Below are 15,309 nucleotides of genomic sequence, written 5' to 3'. Positions count from 1 at the left end.
GGCGTTCACTTCGGAGCCTCACTCATTGAGTCACACACGGTCGTCCTCGACGTCGCGGCTGTCCATCAGTATGCGGTCGACATCCTCGAACAGTTCGTCCTGTTCACCGTCGTCATCGCCAGTGCCGGGCCTGGACGGTAAGAAGACCGCGACGAGGATCGCTCCGACGAACGTGACACCGGCCGCGACGTAGGCACCTGCGGTCAGTCCGTCGAGGAAGGCGGATTTGGCGGCATCGACGACGGATCCGGCGAGCTCGGCGTTGCCGGCCTCGGCAATCCGTCCGGACGCCACAACGGCGGACCCAACCGATTCCTTGACGGTGGAGGCGATCTCACCGGGAAGGCTGTTCAGGCTGTCGGTGCCGTCGAGGGAGCTCGCATACAGAGACGCGTAGACGCTGCCGATGATCGCAACCCCCAAGGTGCCGCCGACTTCTCGGGTGGCGTCGTTCATGGCCGAGCCGATACCGGCCTTGTCCTTGGAGACGGCACCCATGATCGCTTCGGTGGCCGGCGCGGAAGTCAATCCCAGACCGAGACCGAGGGGGATCATCTGGCCGGCGATCTCGAGGTAGCTGGTCGACTGGCTCAGCGTCGCAATCCAGATGAACGCACCGGTGAACAGCAGCAGTCCTGTGGTGACGACGATCTTGTTTCCGATTCGCACGGCAAGGAGTGTTCCGAGAACCGACCCGAGGGCGATGGCGGACGCGACCGGGATGAACTTCAGCCCGGTTTCGAGGGGCCCGTAATCGCGAACGAGCTGGAAGTACTGGGTGATGAGGAAGATGAAGCCGAACAGCGCGAAGTAGGCGAAGGTGACCGCTGCACTGGCTGCGGTGAAGCGCATGTTCGCGAACAGTCGGACATCGATCATGGGCTCGGTGCGGCTGCGTTCCCACAGTGCCAGCGCGACGAAAAGAGGTGCGGCCAAAGCGAATCCGCCGAGTGTCGCTGCGCTCCGCCAACCGTGTTCGGGTGCTTCGATGACTGTGTAGACAAGGGTGCCCACGGCCAGGACGGACAGCACGAGGCCGCCGTAGTCGATGCTCGGAGTTGCGGGGTCCTTCGAGGTCGGCACGATCTGGGCCGTGGCGAGCATTGCGATACCAGCGCCGACAGCGAGAGCAATGAAAACGCTGCCCCACCAGAAGTTTTCGAGAAGCCATCCCCCGAGGATGGGGCCGCAGGCGACTCCGATTCCGGTGGTTGCACCCCAGAGGCCGATGGCTTTCGCTTTCGCGGCCCGGTCGGTGAACACGTTCGACAGGATCGACAACGTGGTCGGGTACACGAACGCCGCGCCGAGGCCCATCACGGCCTGTCCGGCGATCAGTTCGCCTGCGCTGTCGGCGAAGGACGCTCCGATGGCTCCGGTGGCGAAGATTGCGAGACCCGCGAGCAACGCGCCTTTACGGCCGTATCGGTCGCTGAGACTGCCGAACGCAAGAACGAAGGTTGCGAACACCAGGTTGTAGGAGTCGACGATCCACTGCAGTTGACGGTTGTCGGCGGCGAAATCGACGGACAGGGAGGGCAATGCAACGTTGATGGCCGTGGTGGCCAAACTGATTGCGAGCGTGGCCGTGCAGAGGGCGACGAGGACGGTCACCGCGGACGGTCGCCGGTGGGATGTGAGTGGCATGCGCTTTATTATTTCAAGTGTTAGAGTGACTTTGTCAAGTTGAATGAGGTCGAAGGGGAACGATGACTGCAAGCACCAAGCTGACACCGACGATGGTGGTCGCCGGCGCTACCACGAAGTACCTCGCTGCGCCGGGTGGTCCCGGCAAGGGCCGTCTCCGCTATCTCGAAGCGGGAGAGGGTGATTCGACGATCGTTCTCCTGCACACGGTGCGCACTCAAGCCGAACACTTCCACCGTCTCCTCCCGGGACTCGCCGACAAGCATCACGTGTTCGCGCTCGACTTTCCCGGCATGGGTCACTCGGAGATCGTCCCCGGTGCCAGTTACGACGAACCTGCGCTGCGTGCAGCGGTTGTGCAACTGATCATCGAACGCGACCTCACCGATGTCGTCCTCGTCGGTGAATCCATCGGTGCGGTGGTGGCACTGTCCACCGCCGCCGACATGCCCGGTCGCATCAAGAAGGTTGTGGCGGTGAACCCCTACGACTACCGAGACGGTCTCAAACGATCGAGCCTCCTCGCACGCCTGATCATCACCGGTGTCCTTGCGCCCGTCATCGGGCCCACTTTAGCTGCCGTGGAACCGAAACCGATCATGCGGCGGATCTTGCAGGGCGGACTCGTCGACACCTCGGCCCTCACCGACGATTACCTCGACGAATTGTTGAACGTCGGTCGGCGACCGGGATATTCGGCAGTCGCCCGGGCCGTCTACGGGAATCTACCGTCGATGATCGCAGCGCGAGAACGATATTCGGCAGTGACCGCGGACGTGGAGCTGGTGTACGGCGAGCGGGATTGGTCTCGTGAGTCCGACCGCATCGCCGATCGACAGCTTCTTCCCGCGGCCACGGCGACGACGGTGGCCGGTGCCGGACACTTCATCGCACTCGAGCGCCCGGACATCATCGCCGGTCTCGTCTCGTGAACCGACACACGTCGAGCGTGATCGTCCGACGTAAGGTCGAGTTATGAAGTCCTACGGCCAGTTCTGCTCGTTGGCGAGGTCACTCGACGTCGTCGGCGATCGGTGGACGCTCCTGATCGTCAGGGAGCTGTTGATCGGCCCCAGTCGATACTCCGACCTGCTGCGGTCACTGCCCGGGATCGCGTCGAACCTACTTGCCGATCGGCTCCGCATGCTCGCCGAATCCGGCGTGGTGAACAGCGAAGACGCGCCACCACCTACATCCGCGAAGGTCTACTCGCTCACCGAACGCGGCCGGTCACTCCAGCCCGTCCTCGTCGCGTTGGCCCACTGGGGTGTGCCCTATATGGCCGCCGGAAAAGGGGGCGACAACAGCCGAGGTCGATGGCTCGGCTTCGCGATACTGTCGCTGTATCCGAATGAGATGAACTTCGGCGATACTGTTGTGCCACTACGGTTGCGAATCGACTCGGAGGGCGATCACATTCTGGTGGAAGCCGGGCCCGAGGGCCTCACCGCTGTGCCCTGCTCTCGGGACGTTGCCGCCGACGTGACGATCTCCGGAGAGTCGGATGATGTCTTCGGCTTTCTCGCTGGGCAGGCCATGGACTACTCCCAGATCGTCGTGGTCGGCGGCGACGACGCGAGGCGCAAGCTGCGGGAGTTCACGAAATATGCCCACACATATGGAGCTGAGCTCGGCCAACTTCGGCCCTGATCTCACACAAGGGAACGCGATGTGGGCTGCGCGCTACCTGCGCCGAGGGCGATGCACAGGTCCGAAGGGTCCGATATCAGCCCTCAGGCACGCACGCTGCGGCATTGCGCAAGCCAACATCAGACTATGAAGGGAATTCAGCATGAGCGAGAAGGTGTGGTTCATCACGGGGACGTCACGCGGCTTCGGTCGCCAGTGGACGGCCGCGGCATTGGAGCGCGGCGACAAGGTGGCGGCGACGGCGCGCGACGTCTCGACGCTCGACGATCTTGCGGCGAAGTACGGCGACGCGCTGCTACCGATCGCGCTCGACGTCACCGACCGGACTGCCGACTTCGCCGCGGTGAAGCAGGCCCATGAGCACTTCGGGCGGCTCGACGTAGTCGTGAACAACGCGGGTTACGGTCAGTTCGGCTTCATCGAGGAGCTGTCCGAAGAGGACGCCCGCGACCAGATCGAGACGAACGTTTTCGGTGCGCTGTGGATCACGCAGGCCGTGTTGCCTTATCTACGGGAGCAGCGCAGCGGCCACATCATCCAGGTGTCGTCGATCGGCGGTATAACCGCGTTTCGGAACACCGGCATCTACCATGCGTCGAAGTGGGCGTTGGAGGGGTTCTCCCAATCGCTTGCTCTGGAGATCGCGGATTTCGGCATCCACGTGACGCTGATCGAGCCCGCCGGCTACTCCACCGACTGGGCCGGGTCTTCGTCCCGCCGCGCCGAGCCGTTGCCCGCGTACGCGGAGGTGCACGCCGAAGCGGACCGCCTTCGCAGTCAGCGCGCGGCGGCACCCGGCGATCCCACTGCGTCGGCAGCTGCCATTCTCGAGATCGTCGATGCCGAAAAGCCGCCCCTACGTTGCTTCTTCGGCGATCTGCCGATCAAGCTGGCCAAGGCCGACTACGAGAGCCGGATCGCGACGTGGGAAGAGTGGCAGCCGGTCGCGGAGCTCGCCCAGGGCTAGCGATTCGTAATCGCACAGTCGGTCATCACGCCTGCCCGTTCGAGCAACTGGGGGCGTTGGTGCCCGGGATGCGGCGACGAACGTGCGGTCGCGGATTTTCGCTGAGTCTGCGAGGCGCTGCTTGCACCCCCTGGTGTTGACGCCCGGTTGCAGACATAATGCGATGCATGGATGATTTAGATGTAACCTCGAGTAACATCTTTTATGTAGCTCAAGACGGCGGTGGTGCTGCGCTCGATCAAGTGTTTGGGATGACCGCGGCAGCAGGCGTGATCTCGCTCTTTCTGTTGTACCTCGCCGTGATGCATCGGACCGGACGCATCACCTGGCTGCAGCGGCTCGCCGACTTCGCCGGCGAGAAGTTGCACCGACCCGGGTGGGTGGCTCTCCCGCTCGTCCTGTTCACGTCGACGATTCTCACCGCCTTCTTCGGGTTCATCTGGGATGTGAGCTTGCACATCGGGCGAGGTCGCGACGAGGGGCCGCTGGCCAACCCGGCGCACTACTTCATTCTGGTCGGACTGTTCTTCCTGTTCATCACCGGCGCGCTGGCCATCATCTTGCCGCGTGACGAAAAGCCGGGTCCGGCAGCCATCAAGATCACCCGAACCTGGTACGCCCCCACCGGCGGACTTCTCATCGCCGGTGCCGGCCTGTATGCGCTCATCGGCTTCCCTCTGGACGATATCTGGCACCGCATGTTCGGTCAGGACGTGACGCTATGGGGACCGACGCACCTCATGCTCATCGGTGGTGCAGGACTTTCGCTCGTCGGCGTCCTGCTGCTCGAACACGAAGGTCGCGTCGCCATGGCAGCCTCTGCAGTCACCACGGCGGCGACCGCCGGTGCGCCGGACGGTGAGATCCGCCAGGATCCTGCGCAAGCAGTGGATTCCCGCAAGCGGTCGATAATCACGTGGTTCCTGCGCAGCTCGGCGTTCGGCGGTTTGATCATCGGTCTGTCCGTGTTCCAGATCGAGTACGACTTCGGTGTCGAGCAGTTCCGCCTGGTCTTCCAGCCGCTGCTGATGACCGCGGCCGGAGCGTTCGCTTTGGTCGCCGCCCGGCTCATGGTCGGCCGGGGCTCGGCATTGTTCGCCGTCGCCTTCGCCGCCGTTGTTCGGGAGATCACGGCACTCCTCGTCGGACCCGTTCTCGGCGAGCCACACAGTGTGTTCACCCTCTACCTCGGCATGGCCGTCGTGGTGGAGATTCTGGGCCTGACGGCGCTGGTCGAGCGCCGAATCCTGTTCGGTGCCGTCACCGGCATTGCAGTGGGTACCGTGGGCCTGTACCTGGAGTCCTTGTGGGTCGACGCAGTTTTCCTGTACCCATGGCCGAGCAGCATGTGGGTGGAAGCTCTGGCCACCACTGTCCCGGCCGGGCTCGTGGTCGGGTTGGCTGCCGGCCTGTTCGCTCAGGCGCTCTCCGGCGACGGCATTCCGCGTCCGGCGCTCCGACGCACCGTTGTCGTAGCCATGGTGCTGGTCCTCAGCGGCAGCGTCGCCAACGGCCTGATGATCGACGTCCCCCAGGGCTCGACCGTTACCGTAGCTCTGACCGACGCTCCTCGTGTCGACGGATTTCGCATGGTCACCGCGACCGTGCGCATCGACCCGAGTGAACTGGTTTCCGAGGACCCCGAATGGGTGTCCATCCTGGCGTGGCAGGGCGCAGGCGACTCGCTGCACGGATTGGTGGTCGACAACCTCGAGCGCACCGGCCCCGGCGAATACCGTTCGACGCGTTCGGTACCCGTCGACGGAACGTGGAAGACGTTCCTGCGCGTACAGGACGGCCGCGCCTTGGCGGGCGCACCCGTCTTCATGGCCGCCGACGAAGGCATCGGAGCCGAAGAGGTTCCGGCCACGTCGCAATTCACCCGCGAACTGCAGTACGAGACCAAGCTGCTTCAGCGTGAGCGCAGCTTCGATCACCCCGCATGGCTCTTCACCGCAGCATGCCTCGTCGTGCTCGCTTGCTCGTTGGCCTTGATCTGGTCGCTGTCCTGGGGCGCCGCTCGCATCGGTCTCGCGACTCCGGGTAACACCGCGAACACAGGCAGCAAGGAGCGCAGTCGCGTATGACGCCTCCCCCGAATGTGATCTACCTGGCGGATCACCCTGTCGTACTGGCACTCCCGGCCGTCATCCCGGCGTTCGTGATCGCCCTCGCTGTAATCGTCGTCGTCGTACGCGACCGGCGGGCCGAGCGGGCCGAGAACGAATTGAAGGATGCCAACGAGAGGGAGGACACGGCGTGAAGCGCGCACTGGTGGTCGGGCTGGCGGCCCTTGTGGCGGCGGGGTGCTCGTCACCCGGACCCGAGTCTCCTGGAGTCGCCACAACGACGGCCGTGTCTACCTCGGCTGCCACCGCAGCTGGCGTCACGGCTCTCGATGTGACGATCGCCGGTGGCGAAGTGACGCCGGTCGATCGCCGCGTCGAGGGCAAGGTCGGCGAGGAGATCGTACTGACGGTGAACAGCGATGCCGTCGACGAGATCCACGTGCATTCCGTTCCGGAGTACAGCTTTCCTGTCGCGGTGGGCGACGATCAGCAGTTCCGCTTCACCGTCGACGTACCCGGTTCCGTCGACGTCGAGCTGCACGAAATCGACGTCACCGTCGCCACGGTTCTCGTTCGGCCGTGAGCGAGACATTTTTCGCGCACGGACTGGGCGGCTCGTCCGATCTCCCCATCCCCGTCACTTACGCACTCATCGGCGGTGCCTGGGCGCTGGCAGCATCGTTCGCACTCCTGTTGCTGGCGTGGAAGACACCGCGACTGAACCCCAGGCGGTACTGGACGACGACACCGCTGGCCCGGATGGTCGATTCGCCGGTGTTCCGCCGGACGGTCGGTGCCCTCTCGGTGGCGGTGTCGGTCTGGGTCGGCATCGCGTCCGTCATCGGACCGCAGGACTCGTCGAACGTGCTGCTCGGAGTGCTCTACGTACTCGTGTGGGTGGGACTGGTCCCCGCGTCGTTGATCTTCGGGCCCGTCTGGCGCATCGTGTCCCCGCTCCGCGCCGTCTACCGGGTGCTTCCGGTGCGCACTCGTCGGACTCTGCCGCACGGCATCGGTGTGCTACCCGCAGTCTTTGGACTCTTCACCTTCGTGTGGCTCGAACTTGCATCGAGCGACCCGGGTTCCGTTGCTGCCGTGCAGATGTGGTGCCTGCTGTACGTGGTGATCATGCTGTCCGGTGCCTTCGTGTTCGGCGAGAAATGGTTCGCGCGAGCCGACCCGTTCGAAGTCTTCAGCGATACCGTTGCGCGCCTGTCGGCGTCTGCGCGCGATCCCGAAACGCGTCGGATAATGCTGCGCAACCCGCTCGACGGTGCTGCGACGCTGCCCGTCCAGCGAGGCACCGTTGCCGTCATGGCGATGCTGCTGGGCTCCACAGCCTTCGACTCGCTGGCACAGACCCCGATCTGGAAGAACCTGGTGCGCGATGCCGGTGATCCAGTGGTGGCGCGGACGCTCGGGATCGTGGCGTGTGTTTCCGTCGTGGGCGGGATCTTCGCGCTGGCAGCTCGCGCAACCGGGGGCGTGACCAAGGAGCGGCGCAGGCAATTGCCGGGCCTACTCGCGCACTCGCTGATCCCCATCGTCGTCGGCTACTTCATCGCCCATTACCTGACCTACCTGGTGGAGAAAGGTCAGCAGACCGCCTTCACGTTGTTCGATCCATTCGACCGCGGGTGGAACCCACTGGGCATCGCGGACGCATCAGTGAACTATGCGCTCTCGTCCCATCCGTCGGTCGTTGCAACGATCACCGTACTGAGCGTGGTCATCGGGCATATCGCCGGTGTGACGCTGGCCCACGACGCAGCACTGCGACTGATTCCGAAAAGGCATGCGCTGCTAGGGGAATTGGCTCTGATGATCGTCATGGTGCTCTACACGTTTCTCGGGCTGTTTCTGTTGTTCGGTGCCTGAAGTGTCGGGACTCGACTTCCGTCGCACGCCCGGGAATGTGATACGTCGTCAGTCGGGGAGCGCAATGTCCTGGGCAATTACTGCGTGGGCGACCTCATCGGGCAAAATGTTCTTGAACAGAAACAAGTCTCGGCCCAGAACCCAGTCGGGTGCAAGCGCAGCAGAATATCTCTCGAAGTACCCCAACTGTTTTCCGAATAGAATCAGTTCCTCAGGGGCACCGATGCCCCAACGCTTTCCCGTGTCGACCAGCGACGCGATGAGCGTGCTCAACTCCACCTGTGCCGCCCCGCGCCGTAGAACAGGTTCGAATAGTTCTCGCAGTTGCAGACCTATGAATTTGTCGCTCAGGGGTGTTCCCGAGGTCAGGCCGAGTGTGCGAATCCTTCGGGCGGCGTCGGTGTAGTTTCCGTCTATCGAAGACGCGCGGAACATCGCTTGTAGTACCTCGCGCCACTCGACGGGTAGTTCCCCGACAATCCCGAAATCGAGAAATCCGACTCGCCCGTCGTCGAGGGCCCAGAGGTTTCCGGCATGAACGTCTCCGTGAAACGGACCGTGCAGCACAACAGCTTCCAGCCACACCTTCACGCCGCGTCGAAGTAGCAACTCCGGTTCCACAACACTGTGGGCACCCTGCCGGATCCGGTCCACCGGACTTCCTCGTACCCTCTCCATGCATATCACGCGCGGACCGCAATGAGACCAGTAGATCTCAGGGACCATGACTCCCACATTGTCGCCGAACACGTGCAGGTTGTCTCGGAAATTCTGCTGGCGCAGAGCCTCGGCAGCACTGTTCAGTTCGAGGGCAGTGAGATCGTTCATTTCGCGGACGATGACCGTTGCGTTGGCAATCCTGAAGAACTCGAAAAATCTCTCCAACAGCGAAGCTCCTACGAACGCCACCCGCAGATCGACGCGCATGCGCCGTCGAATCCGGGGCCGCTGCACTTTCACCACCGCGTCGCGCCCGTCTGGTAGCACGCAGGCGTGAACCTGCGCTACGGACGCAGCCGAGAGCGGCACGTCGTCGAAGGACTCGAACAGGTCCTCGATCCTGCCACCGAGGTCGCGTTCGACCACACGGCGAGCTCGGTGTGCCGGGACCGAGGGGACTCCGTCGAGCAGCCGTAGACACGCATCGGCCAGAACGGGGGGAAAGACGCCGGGTGACGACGCCATCAGCTGACCCAATTTGACGAAGGTCGGCCCCAGCGCTGCGAATCCTTTCACCATGCCTTCGGCGAGAGCGACCGTGAAGCGCCGCCGTTTACCGAGCCAGGACACCGGCCAGCGAACGACGGCAATGGCTGCCGCCGTCGCGAGAACGACGGTGATCCAGACAGCTCGACCCAATTCTGTGAGACCGAAGTGTGCGAGGTCCGAATACTCGATGACAAGGGCTTCGGGAGGCGGACCGTCCCGGTACGGCCCCGAAGAAGACGCATCGCCGGTGCGATTGCCCGGCGCTGGGATCGGCGACGTCACTGGCTCGACCACCTACGTCTTCCTGCTTCGCGAGACCATCCGAACCTTGCGTTGGGTATCAGCGGTCGAACACCGCGCGAATCGTCGCGGACACGGGTACGGACTGGCACGCCAACCGGACCCCGTGTGCCATCTCGTGCTGGTCGAGCGTCTCGTTGGCCAACATGGTCACAGTGCCTTCCGTGAGCGTGTACGCGCACCCGCCGCATGTTCCTTCGCGGCACACGTACGGCGCATCGAGCCCCAGTTCGAGCAAACGGTCGAGAAGCTTCGTGTCTGCATTCCAGGCGAACTCGGTCTCGATCCCATCGATCTCGACCTGAGCGGTGACGGACTTCCCGTCCGACTCGTGAGGCAGCGCGGCGTCGTCGATCCGAAACGGGTTGGAGTCGAAGGAGGAGAACACCTCGCGATGTGTTCTGCGTGCCGTCGTACCGGTAAGGGCCAGCCACTCCTCGGCGACGTTCATGTACTGCGTTGGGCCACACAAGAAGGCCTCGTAGTCGACCGGAACCATCACGTCCATCGTGGCCAGTCCCGCTGCGGTGGGCAGCCCCGAGTCCGACGCGAACCAGTGGTGGACATCGAGTCGATCGGGGAACCGGGCCTGCAACTCCGAGAGCTGTTCCGCGAAGATGACCGATTCGCGGTTCTGGTTCGCGTAGACGAGAGTCATCCGGTTGTCGTGCCGGAACAGGGCGGTTTTGATGATCGACAGCATCGGGGTGATGCCGCTGCCCGCCGCCATGAGGACGAAATCGGAGTCCCAGTTCTCGGGTCCGAACATGCCCGACGGTGGCAGCGCGTTCAATCGCATTCCGCGAACAACGTTGTCGTGCAACCAGTGTGAAGCGAGACCGTCCTCGATCCGCTTGACGGTCACAGTCGGACGCGGGTCACGGACCGGGGAGCTCGAGAACGAATAGCAGCGGGCGACCGAACCGCCGTCGGTGCAGGGGATCTCGAGCGTCAGGAACTGCCCCGGCCGGTAAGCGAACTGCGCCGTCCGGTGTTCGGGTACGACAAAGCTCAGCGATATCGCATCCGAGGTCTCGTGGGTGATCTGGTCGACCTCGAGTTCGACTGCTCCGTGGGCGTTGCTCACGACGGGATTCTCCTTGGCTCGAACTGTGAGGACATATCCGAGCTGCACAACATCGTCACTCGTTCTCTCCTGTGGCTCGCTTGGCTCGAGCCTTACTATTGCATAATGAGCCACTATTTAATAGGCCATTGACAAATGGCGTGTAGCGGATGAAGCTGACTCGGTGACTTCAACCTCCCGCCACGGTTTCCATCCGGCCGGCGTCTCCGACGTCGGCTCACCGCGAGCGCGCCTGGCGGCCTTCGTCACTCGATGGTCGCTGCGGCCGTTCACGAACGTGCTACCGACGACCCGCAGAGGTATCCGGTTCTCCCGACGAATCGTCGCCACGTCCATGAACCTGCTCGGTCCCGTTCCGAAAGGAACGTCCATCGACCTCGTCGTGGACGGCCCCGTCCGGGGCGAATGGGTCCGCGCGGCCGGCGTGACATCCGGGCCACGAGTCCTTCTCTACATCCATGGAAGCGCGTACGTCATCTGCTCGGCCCGTACTCATCGCGGACTGACCGCCCGTCTGTCGAGTTCGACCGGGCTGCCGGTGTTCACCGTCGACTACCGGTTGGCCCCGGAGCACCCGTTTCCCGCAGCAGCCGACGACATCGAATCCGCCTACCGCCTGCTCCTCGAACAGGGGTACTCCGCACGGAACATCGTCATTGCGGGCGACTCTGCCGGTGGACACCTCGCCGCCGACCTGATCATCGAGAACGACCGAACCGGGACGCCGCAGCCGGGCGCGCTGGTGTTGTTCTCGCCGTTGATCGACCTCGATTTCGAGCTCTCGGCGCAGACCGAACGCACCCGCAAGGACCCGATGATCTCTGCAGCATCGGCCCGCGCACTCGTCGCGCTCTACACCGACGGCAATGCGTCCGACCTGCCTCGGCTGCGGCTCGACCTCGCCCTCGTACGTGATCTGCCACCCACGTTGATTCAAGTGGGCGGTGCCGAAATGTTGCGGGGCGATGCGCGGCACCTGCATTCGATGATCGAGAAGGCGGGCGGCAGTTGCGAACTCGAGATCTGGCCCGATCAGATGCACGTGTTCCAGGCCCTCCCACGGTTGGTGCCCGAGGCCGCCCACGCACTCGAACGGGCATCGAAGTTCGTCGAAAACTCGCTCGATACCGCTGATGTGCAACATGATTCGAAGGAACAGGTGAGCTGATGAAAACCAAGGCCGGAAAACCCTCGTACGGATCCAGAGCCATCGTGACCGGTGCGGGCAGCGGCATCGGCCGCGCGTTCGCACTGGAACTGGCGCGCCGCGGAGGCGTCGTCATGTGCGCCGACATCTCACTGCCCAGAGCGCAGGAGACGGTCGCCATGATCGAGGCACTCGGTGCCGTGGGATACGCCGTCGAGTGCGACGTGTCGATTCGTGAAAACGTCGAGGAGTTGGCGCTTCGTGCCGGCATCGAATTCGACGGACCGACCACAGTAGTCATCAACAATGCCGGGGTCGGGATCGGCGGAAAGCCCGTCGGAGACATCGGTTTCGAGGACTGGAACTGGGCATTGGGGATAAACTTGTGGGGCGTGATCCACGGCTGCGAGGTGTTCACCCCCGGGCTGCGCGCCGCCGGCGAGGGCGGAATCATCAACGTCGCCTCCGCTGCAGGTTTCGCCGCCGCACCGTTGATGGGGCCTTACAACGTCGGCAAGGCCGCAGTGATGTCATTGTCGGAAACGATGGCCGCTGAGCTGTCGGGAACCGGTGTCCGCGTATCGGTCCTGTGTCCCACGTTCGTCAAGACCAACGTGGCCGTCGACGGCCGAATCACCTCGAGTTCGTCACGGCTGGCGGAGTTCGCGATGCGCTGGACCGGACGCTCACCCGACAAGATCGCCATCCGAACCCTCGACGCATTCGACCGAGGTCGGCTGTACGTGGTGCCCCAATTCGACGCCAAAGCCGTCTGGCGGTTCAAGAGACTGCTGCCCGCCGTCTACGTGCGAGTACTCGGTTTGCTGAACCGGGTGATGCCGGCCGAGCAGGAACCGGCGAAGACCGAAACCCTCACTTCCACAACCACAGGAGCCTGACATGGCAATGGATTTCGAAGACATGCTGACCAAGATCAAGGACCGTCAGTGGGCGCTGGCCGACATCGACTGGGACGGACCGGGAGCCGACACCATCAGCCCCGAACTACACGCCAAGCTCAAGCCCTTCATGTCCGACCTGATGTGGATCGAGAACGTGGGAGCACGCGGGTTCGCTGCGATGGCCTTGAAGGCACCCAACGAGACGCTGGCCGAGATCTACCGTTACTTCCATGCCGAAGAGCAGAAACATGCCAACGCCGAGCTCGCACTCATGCGGCGCTGGGGCATGCTCGACGGTGACCAGATGCCCGAGCCCAACATCAACGTCAAGCTCGTCATCGACTGGCTCGACAAGCATTCCGACGGGTTGTCACTGGCCGTACTGGGAACCGTCATACCGATGCTCGAGGTCGCGCTGGACGGTGCGCTCGTGAAGTTCATCATGGACGAGATCGACGACCCGGTGTGTCAGGCCGTGTTCAAGAAGATCAACTCCGACGAATCGCGTCATCTGGCAGTCGATTTCGCGGTGATCGAACTGCTGGGGCATTCCCGGATGCGCAAGATCCTGGTCGATACCGTCGGTGCCTGGATGAACCCGGCCCTCATCGTCGGAACGCTTCGGTACATCCCGCTGCTCAACAAGATGCGTGACAACATCGTCGAGATGGGCGTCGACGAGGAGCGGCTGTACACCGCGATGAAGCGGTTCAAGAGTGTCGGGGAACGTAGCCCCGAGGCGCTCCGCGTGCCGATGTACCGAATAGTCCAGTGGCACGGCAGCATGGTCATCGATCGCAAGCACCCGTACCACCGCCTTGCGGACGGATTGGTCAAGCTCACTCGTCGATACCCCACCAAGACTCTCAACTCCGAGCCCGCCTGGTCCAAGGAACTGACCTACGAGCCCGTCGCATGAACGAATTCGATGCGCGTGAAGATGTACTCGACGCAGTGATCGTCGGTGCAGGATTCGCTGGAATCGGGACGGCCATCCGATTGCGTAACAGTGGAATCGAGAACTTCGTCATCCTCGAACGCGGCAGCGCAGTCGGTGGGACCTGGCGAGACAACACCTATCCGGGCGCAGCCTGCGATATCCCGTCCAGGTTGTACTCGTACAGCTTCGCGCCCAACCCGAACTGGTCGCACACCTACTCCGGTAGCGGAGAGATCCTCGACTACATTCACACGATGGTCGGTGAGTTCGACATCGAATCGCGAATTCGATTCGGACACAACGTCATCGACATCATCTGGAACGAGGCGGCCGGGCACTGGCACCTGAGCATCGACGGCCGCGCCGATGTTCGGGCTCGCACGGTGGTGATGGCCTCGGGCCCACTCGCCAACGCCAGTCTGCCGAACATCCGTGGAATCGACACCTACGAGGGTCGCAAGATTCACAGTGCCCGGTGGGATCACGACTACGACTTCGCAGGCAAGAAGGTCGCCGTCGTCGGCACCGGGGCGAGCGCGGTGCAGATCGTGCCCGAACTGGTGAAGATCGCCGACACGGTCAAGGTTTTCCAACGCACCCCGGGCTGGACGCTGCCCCGGATCAATCGAAAGACGCAGGCCGGCACCAAGCGCCGGTACGCGCGGTACCCGCAGACTCAGACCCTGGCGCGTTCGTTGTGGTTCTGGGGTCACGAATCCGTCGCACTCGGTGTCGTCTGGAAGACCCCGTTGACCCGTATCGTCGAACTGGTCGGCCGCGCCCATCTGCGTTCTCAGGTTCGCGATCCCTGGCTGCGGCGGCAACTGACACCTCGCTTCCGGGCGGGGTGCAAGCGCCTGCTGATGACGAGCGACTACTACCCAGCGCTGCAGAAGCCGAACTGCACACTGGTGACCTGGCCGATCGCGACGCTCTCGCCCAACGGAATTCGAACCGTGGAAGGTGTCGAGCATCAGTTCGACGCCATCGTGTTCGCCACCGGATTCGATGTGTCCAACACCGGGACGCCCATTCCGATCACCGGCCGCGACGCTCGCGTGCTCGCCGACGAATGGAGCGCAGGGGCCAAGGCGTACAAGAGCATTGCAGTCTCGGGCTACCCGAACATGTTCTTCACCTTCGGACCGAACTCGGGGCCCGGCCACAGCTCGGCTCTGGTCTACATGGAGGCGCAGATCGACTACATCGTCGAGGCTATCTCTCTGGTGCTCGACGGCGATCTGCACAACTGCGACGTTCGGCAGGACGTACAGGATGCGTACAACGCCGAATTGCAGCGCAAGCTGGCGAAGACGACCTGGAATTCCGGTTGCAGCAGTTGGTATCTCACCGAGGATGGCTTCAACGCCACCATGTTCCCCGGTTTCGCTACTCAGTACGTCGGCCAGCTCAGAGGTGTCGAGCAGGACGACTACGCCACCATCCCGCGCCGCGTCGATATGCCGCCGGAACCCCTCCAGGTCGTCGCCCACTCCTGACACAGCGGAAAGAA

At 63.4% G+C, this 15,309-nt stretch carries 14 protein-coding genes; 11 read left to right on the top strand and 3 right to left on the bottom strand.

Annotated features, from left to right (window positions below; translation table 11 throughout):
* Window positions 1–30 precede the first annotated feature (30 nt).
* On the bottom strand, window positions 31–1,647 hold the full coding sequence (locus ACNEOT_RS18765) for a DHA2 family efflux MFS transporter permease subunit (protein ID WP_415975896.1): 1,617 nt from the start codon (window positions 1,645–1,647) through the stop codon (window positions 31–33).
* A 62-nt stretch (window positions 1,648–1,709) separates the two neighbouring features.
* Here ACNEOT_RS18765 and ACNEOT_RS18760 point away from each other — a divergent pair, with 62 nt between their 5' ends.
* The 7 genes from ACNEOT_RS18760 (at window position 1,710) to ACNEOT_RS18730 (ending at window position 8,211) form a co-directional block, all read left to right on the top strand.
* On the top strand, window positions 1,710–2,579 hold the full coding sequence (locus ACNEOT_RS18760) for an alpha/beta fold hydrolase (protein ID WP_415975894.1): 870 nt from the start codon (window positions 1,710–1,712) through the stop codon (window positions 2,577–2,579).
* A 43-nt stretch (window positions 2,580–2,622) separates the two neighbouring features.
* Complete coding sequence (locus tag ACNEOT_RS18755; protein WP_415975893.1) at window positions 2,623–3,297, top strand: winged helix-turn-helix transcriptional regulator; 675 nt, start codon at window positions 2,623–2,625, stop codon at window positions 3,295–3,297.
* A 142-nt stretch (window positions 3,298–3,439) separates the two neighbouring features.
* A complete protein-coding gene (locus tag ACNEOT_RS18750; protein ID WP_415975891.1) occupies window positions 3,440–4,264 on the top strand; it encodes an SDR family oxidoreductase in 825 nt (274 codons plus the stop codon).
* Window positions 4,265–4,431: 167 nt separating this feature from the next.
* A complete protein-coding gene (locus tag ACNEOT_RS18745) occupies window positions 4,432–6,351 on the top strand; it encodes a hypothetical protein (protein WP_415975889.1) in 1,920 nt (639 codons plus the stop codon).
* On the top strand, window positions 6,348–6,527 hold the full coding sequence (locus ACNEOT_RS18740) for a hypothetical protein (RefSeq protein ID WP_415975888.1): 180 nt from the start codon (window positions 6,348–6,350) through the stop codon (window positions 6,525–6,527). The genes ACNEOT_RS18745 and ACNEOT_RS18740 overlap by 4 nt, the downstream gene beginning before the upstream one ends.
* A complete protein-coding gene (locus ACNEOT_RS18735; protein WP_415975886.1) occupies window positions 6,524–6,916 on the top strand; it encodes a hypothetical protein in 393 nt (130 codons plus the stop codon). Before ACNEOT_RS18740 ends, ACNEOT_RS18735 begins: the two co-directional genes overlap by 4 nt.
* Complete coding sequence (locus ACNEOT_RS18730; RefSeq protein WP_415975884.1) at window positions 6,913–8,211, top strand: hypothetical protein; 1,299 nt, start codon at window positions 6,913–6,915, stop codon at window positions 8,209–8,211. The genes ACNEOT_RS18735 and ACNEOT_RS18730 overlap by 4 nt, the downstream gene beginning before the upstream one ends.
* Window positions 8,212–8,259: 48 nt before the next feature.
* Here the strand turns inward: ACNEOT_RS18730 and ACNEOT_RS18725 are convergent, their stop codons facing one another.
* Together ACNEOT_RS18725 and ACNEOT_RS18720 are read right to left on the bottom strand one after the other, a co-directional pair.
* Complete coding sequence (locus ACNEOT_RS18725) at window positions 8,260–9,609, bottom strand: ABC1 kinase family protein (RefSeq protein WP_415976361.1); 1,350 nt, start codon at window positions 9,607–9,609, stop codon at window positions 8,260–8,262.
* Window positions 9,610–9,760: 151 nt separating this feature from the next.
* Entirely contained in the window at window positions 9,761–10,807 is a 1,047-nt protein-coding gene (locus ACNEOT_RS18720) for a 2Fe-2S iron-sulfur cluster-binding protein (protein ID WP_415975882.1), read from the bottom strand.
* A 163-nt stretch (window positions 10,808–10,970) separates the two neighbouring features.
* Between ACNEOT_RS18720 and ACNEOT_RS18715 the strand changes: the two genes are divergently transcribed.
* The 4 genes from ACNEOT_RS18715 to ACNEOT_RS18700 are packed head-to-tail and all read left to right on the top strand — an operon-like array spanning window position 10,971 to window position 15,295.
* Entirely contained in the window at window positions 10,971–11,975 is a 1,005-nt protein-coding gene (locus tag ACNEOT_RS18715; RefSeq protein ID WP_415975880.1) for an alpha/beta hydrolase, read from the top strand.
* Complete coding sequence (locus tag ACNEOT_RS18710; RefSeq protein WP_415975878.1) at window positions 11,975–12,853, top strand: SDR family NAD(P)-dependent oxidoreductase; 879 nt, start codon at window positions 11,975–11,977, stop codon at window positions 12,851–12,853. Before ACNEOT_RS18715 ends, ACNEOT_RS18710 begins: the two co-directional genes overlap by 1 nt.
* Before the next feature lies 1 nt (window position 12,854).
* Window positions 12,855–13,775, top strand: a complete 921-nt coding sequence (locus tag ACNEOT_RS18705; protein ID WP_415975876.1) for a ferritin-like domain-containing protein — start codon at window positions 12,855–12,857, stop codon at window positions 13,773–13,775.
* Window positions 13,772–15,295: a flavin-containing monooxygenase gene (locus ACNEOT_RS18700; RefSeq protein WP_415975875.1), complete on the top strand. Its 1,524-nt coding sequence runs from the start codon at window positions 13,772–13,774 to the stop codon at window positions 15,293–15,295. Before ACNEOT_RS18705 ends, ACNEOT_RS18700 begins: the two co-directional genes overlap by 4 nt.
* The last annotated feature ends 14 nt before the right edge of the window (window positions 15,296–15,309 follow it).

Source organism: Rhodococcus sp. 077-4, from assembly GCF_047782425.1.
In the GTDB taxonomy this organism is placed as follows: domain Bacteria; phylum Actinomycetota; class Actinomycetes; order Mycobacteriales; family Mycobacteriaceae; genus Rhodococcoides.
The sequence above is the reverse complement of the archived record's forward strand: the minus strand, read 5'-3'. Positions and strand labels throughout refer to the sequence as shown.

Coding starts and splice junctions, on each gene's coding strand:
- ACNEOT_RS18765 (WP_415975896.1), bottom strand. CDS start 1,647: ATGCCACTCACATCCCACCGGCGACCGTCCGCGGTGACCGTCCTCGTC.
- ACNEOT_RS18760 (WP_415975894.1), top strand. CDS start 1,710: ATGACTGCAAGCACCAAGCTGACACCGACGATGGTGGTCGCCGGCGCT.
- ACNEOT_RS18755 (WP_415975893.1), top strand. CDS start 2,623: ATGAAGTCCTACGGCCAGTTCTGCTCGTTGGCGAGGTCACTCGACGTC.
- ACNEOT_RS18750 (WP_415975891.1), top strand. CDS start 3,440: ATGAGCGAGAAGGTGTGGTTCATCACGGGGACGTCACGCGGCTTCGGT.
- ACNEOT_RS18745 (WP_415975889.1), top strand. CDS start 4,432: ATGGATGATTTAGATGTAACCTCGAGTAACATCTTTTATGTAGCTCAA.
- ACNEOT_RS18740 (WP_415975888.1), top strand. CDS start 6,348: ATGACGCCTCCCCCGAATGTGATCTACCTGGCGGATCACCCTGTCGTA.
- ACNEOT_RS18710 (WP_415975878.1), top strand. CDS start 11,975: ATGAAAACCAAGGCCGGAAAACCCTCGTACGGATCCAGAGCCATCGTG.
- ACNEOT_RS18705 (WP_415975876.1), top strand. CDS start 12,855: ATGGCAATGGATTTCGAAGACATGCTGACCAAGATCAAGGACCGTCAG.
- ACNEOT_RS18700 (WP_415975875.1), top strand. CDS start 13,772: ATGAACGAATTCGATGCGCGTGAAGATGTACTCGACGCAGTGATCGTC.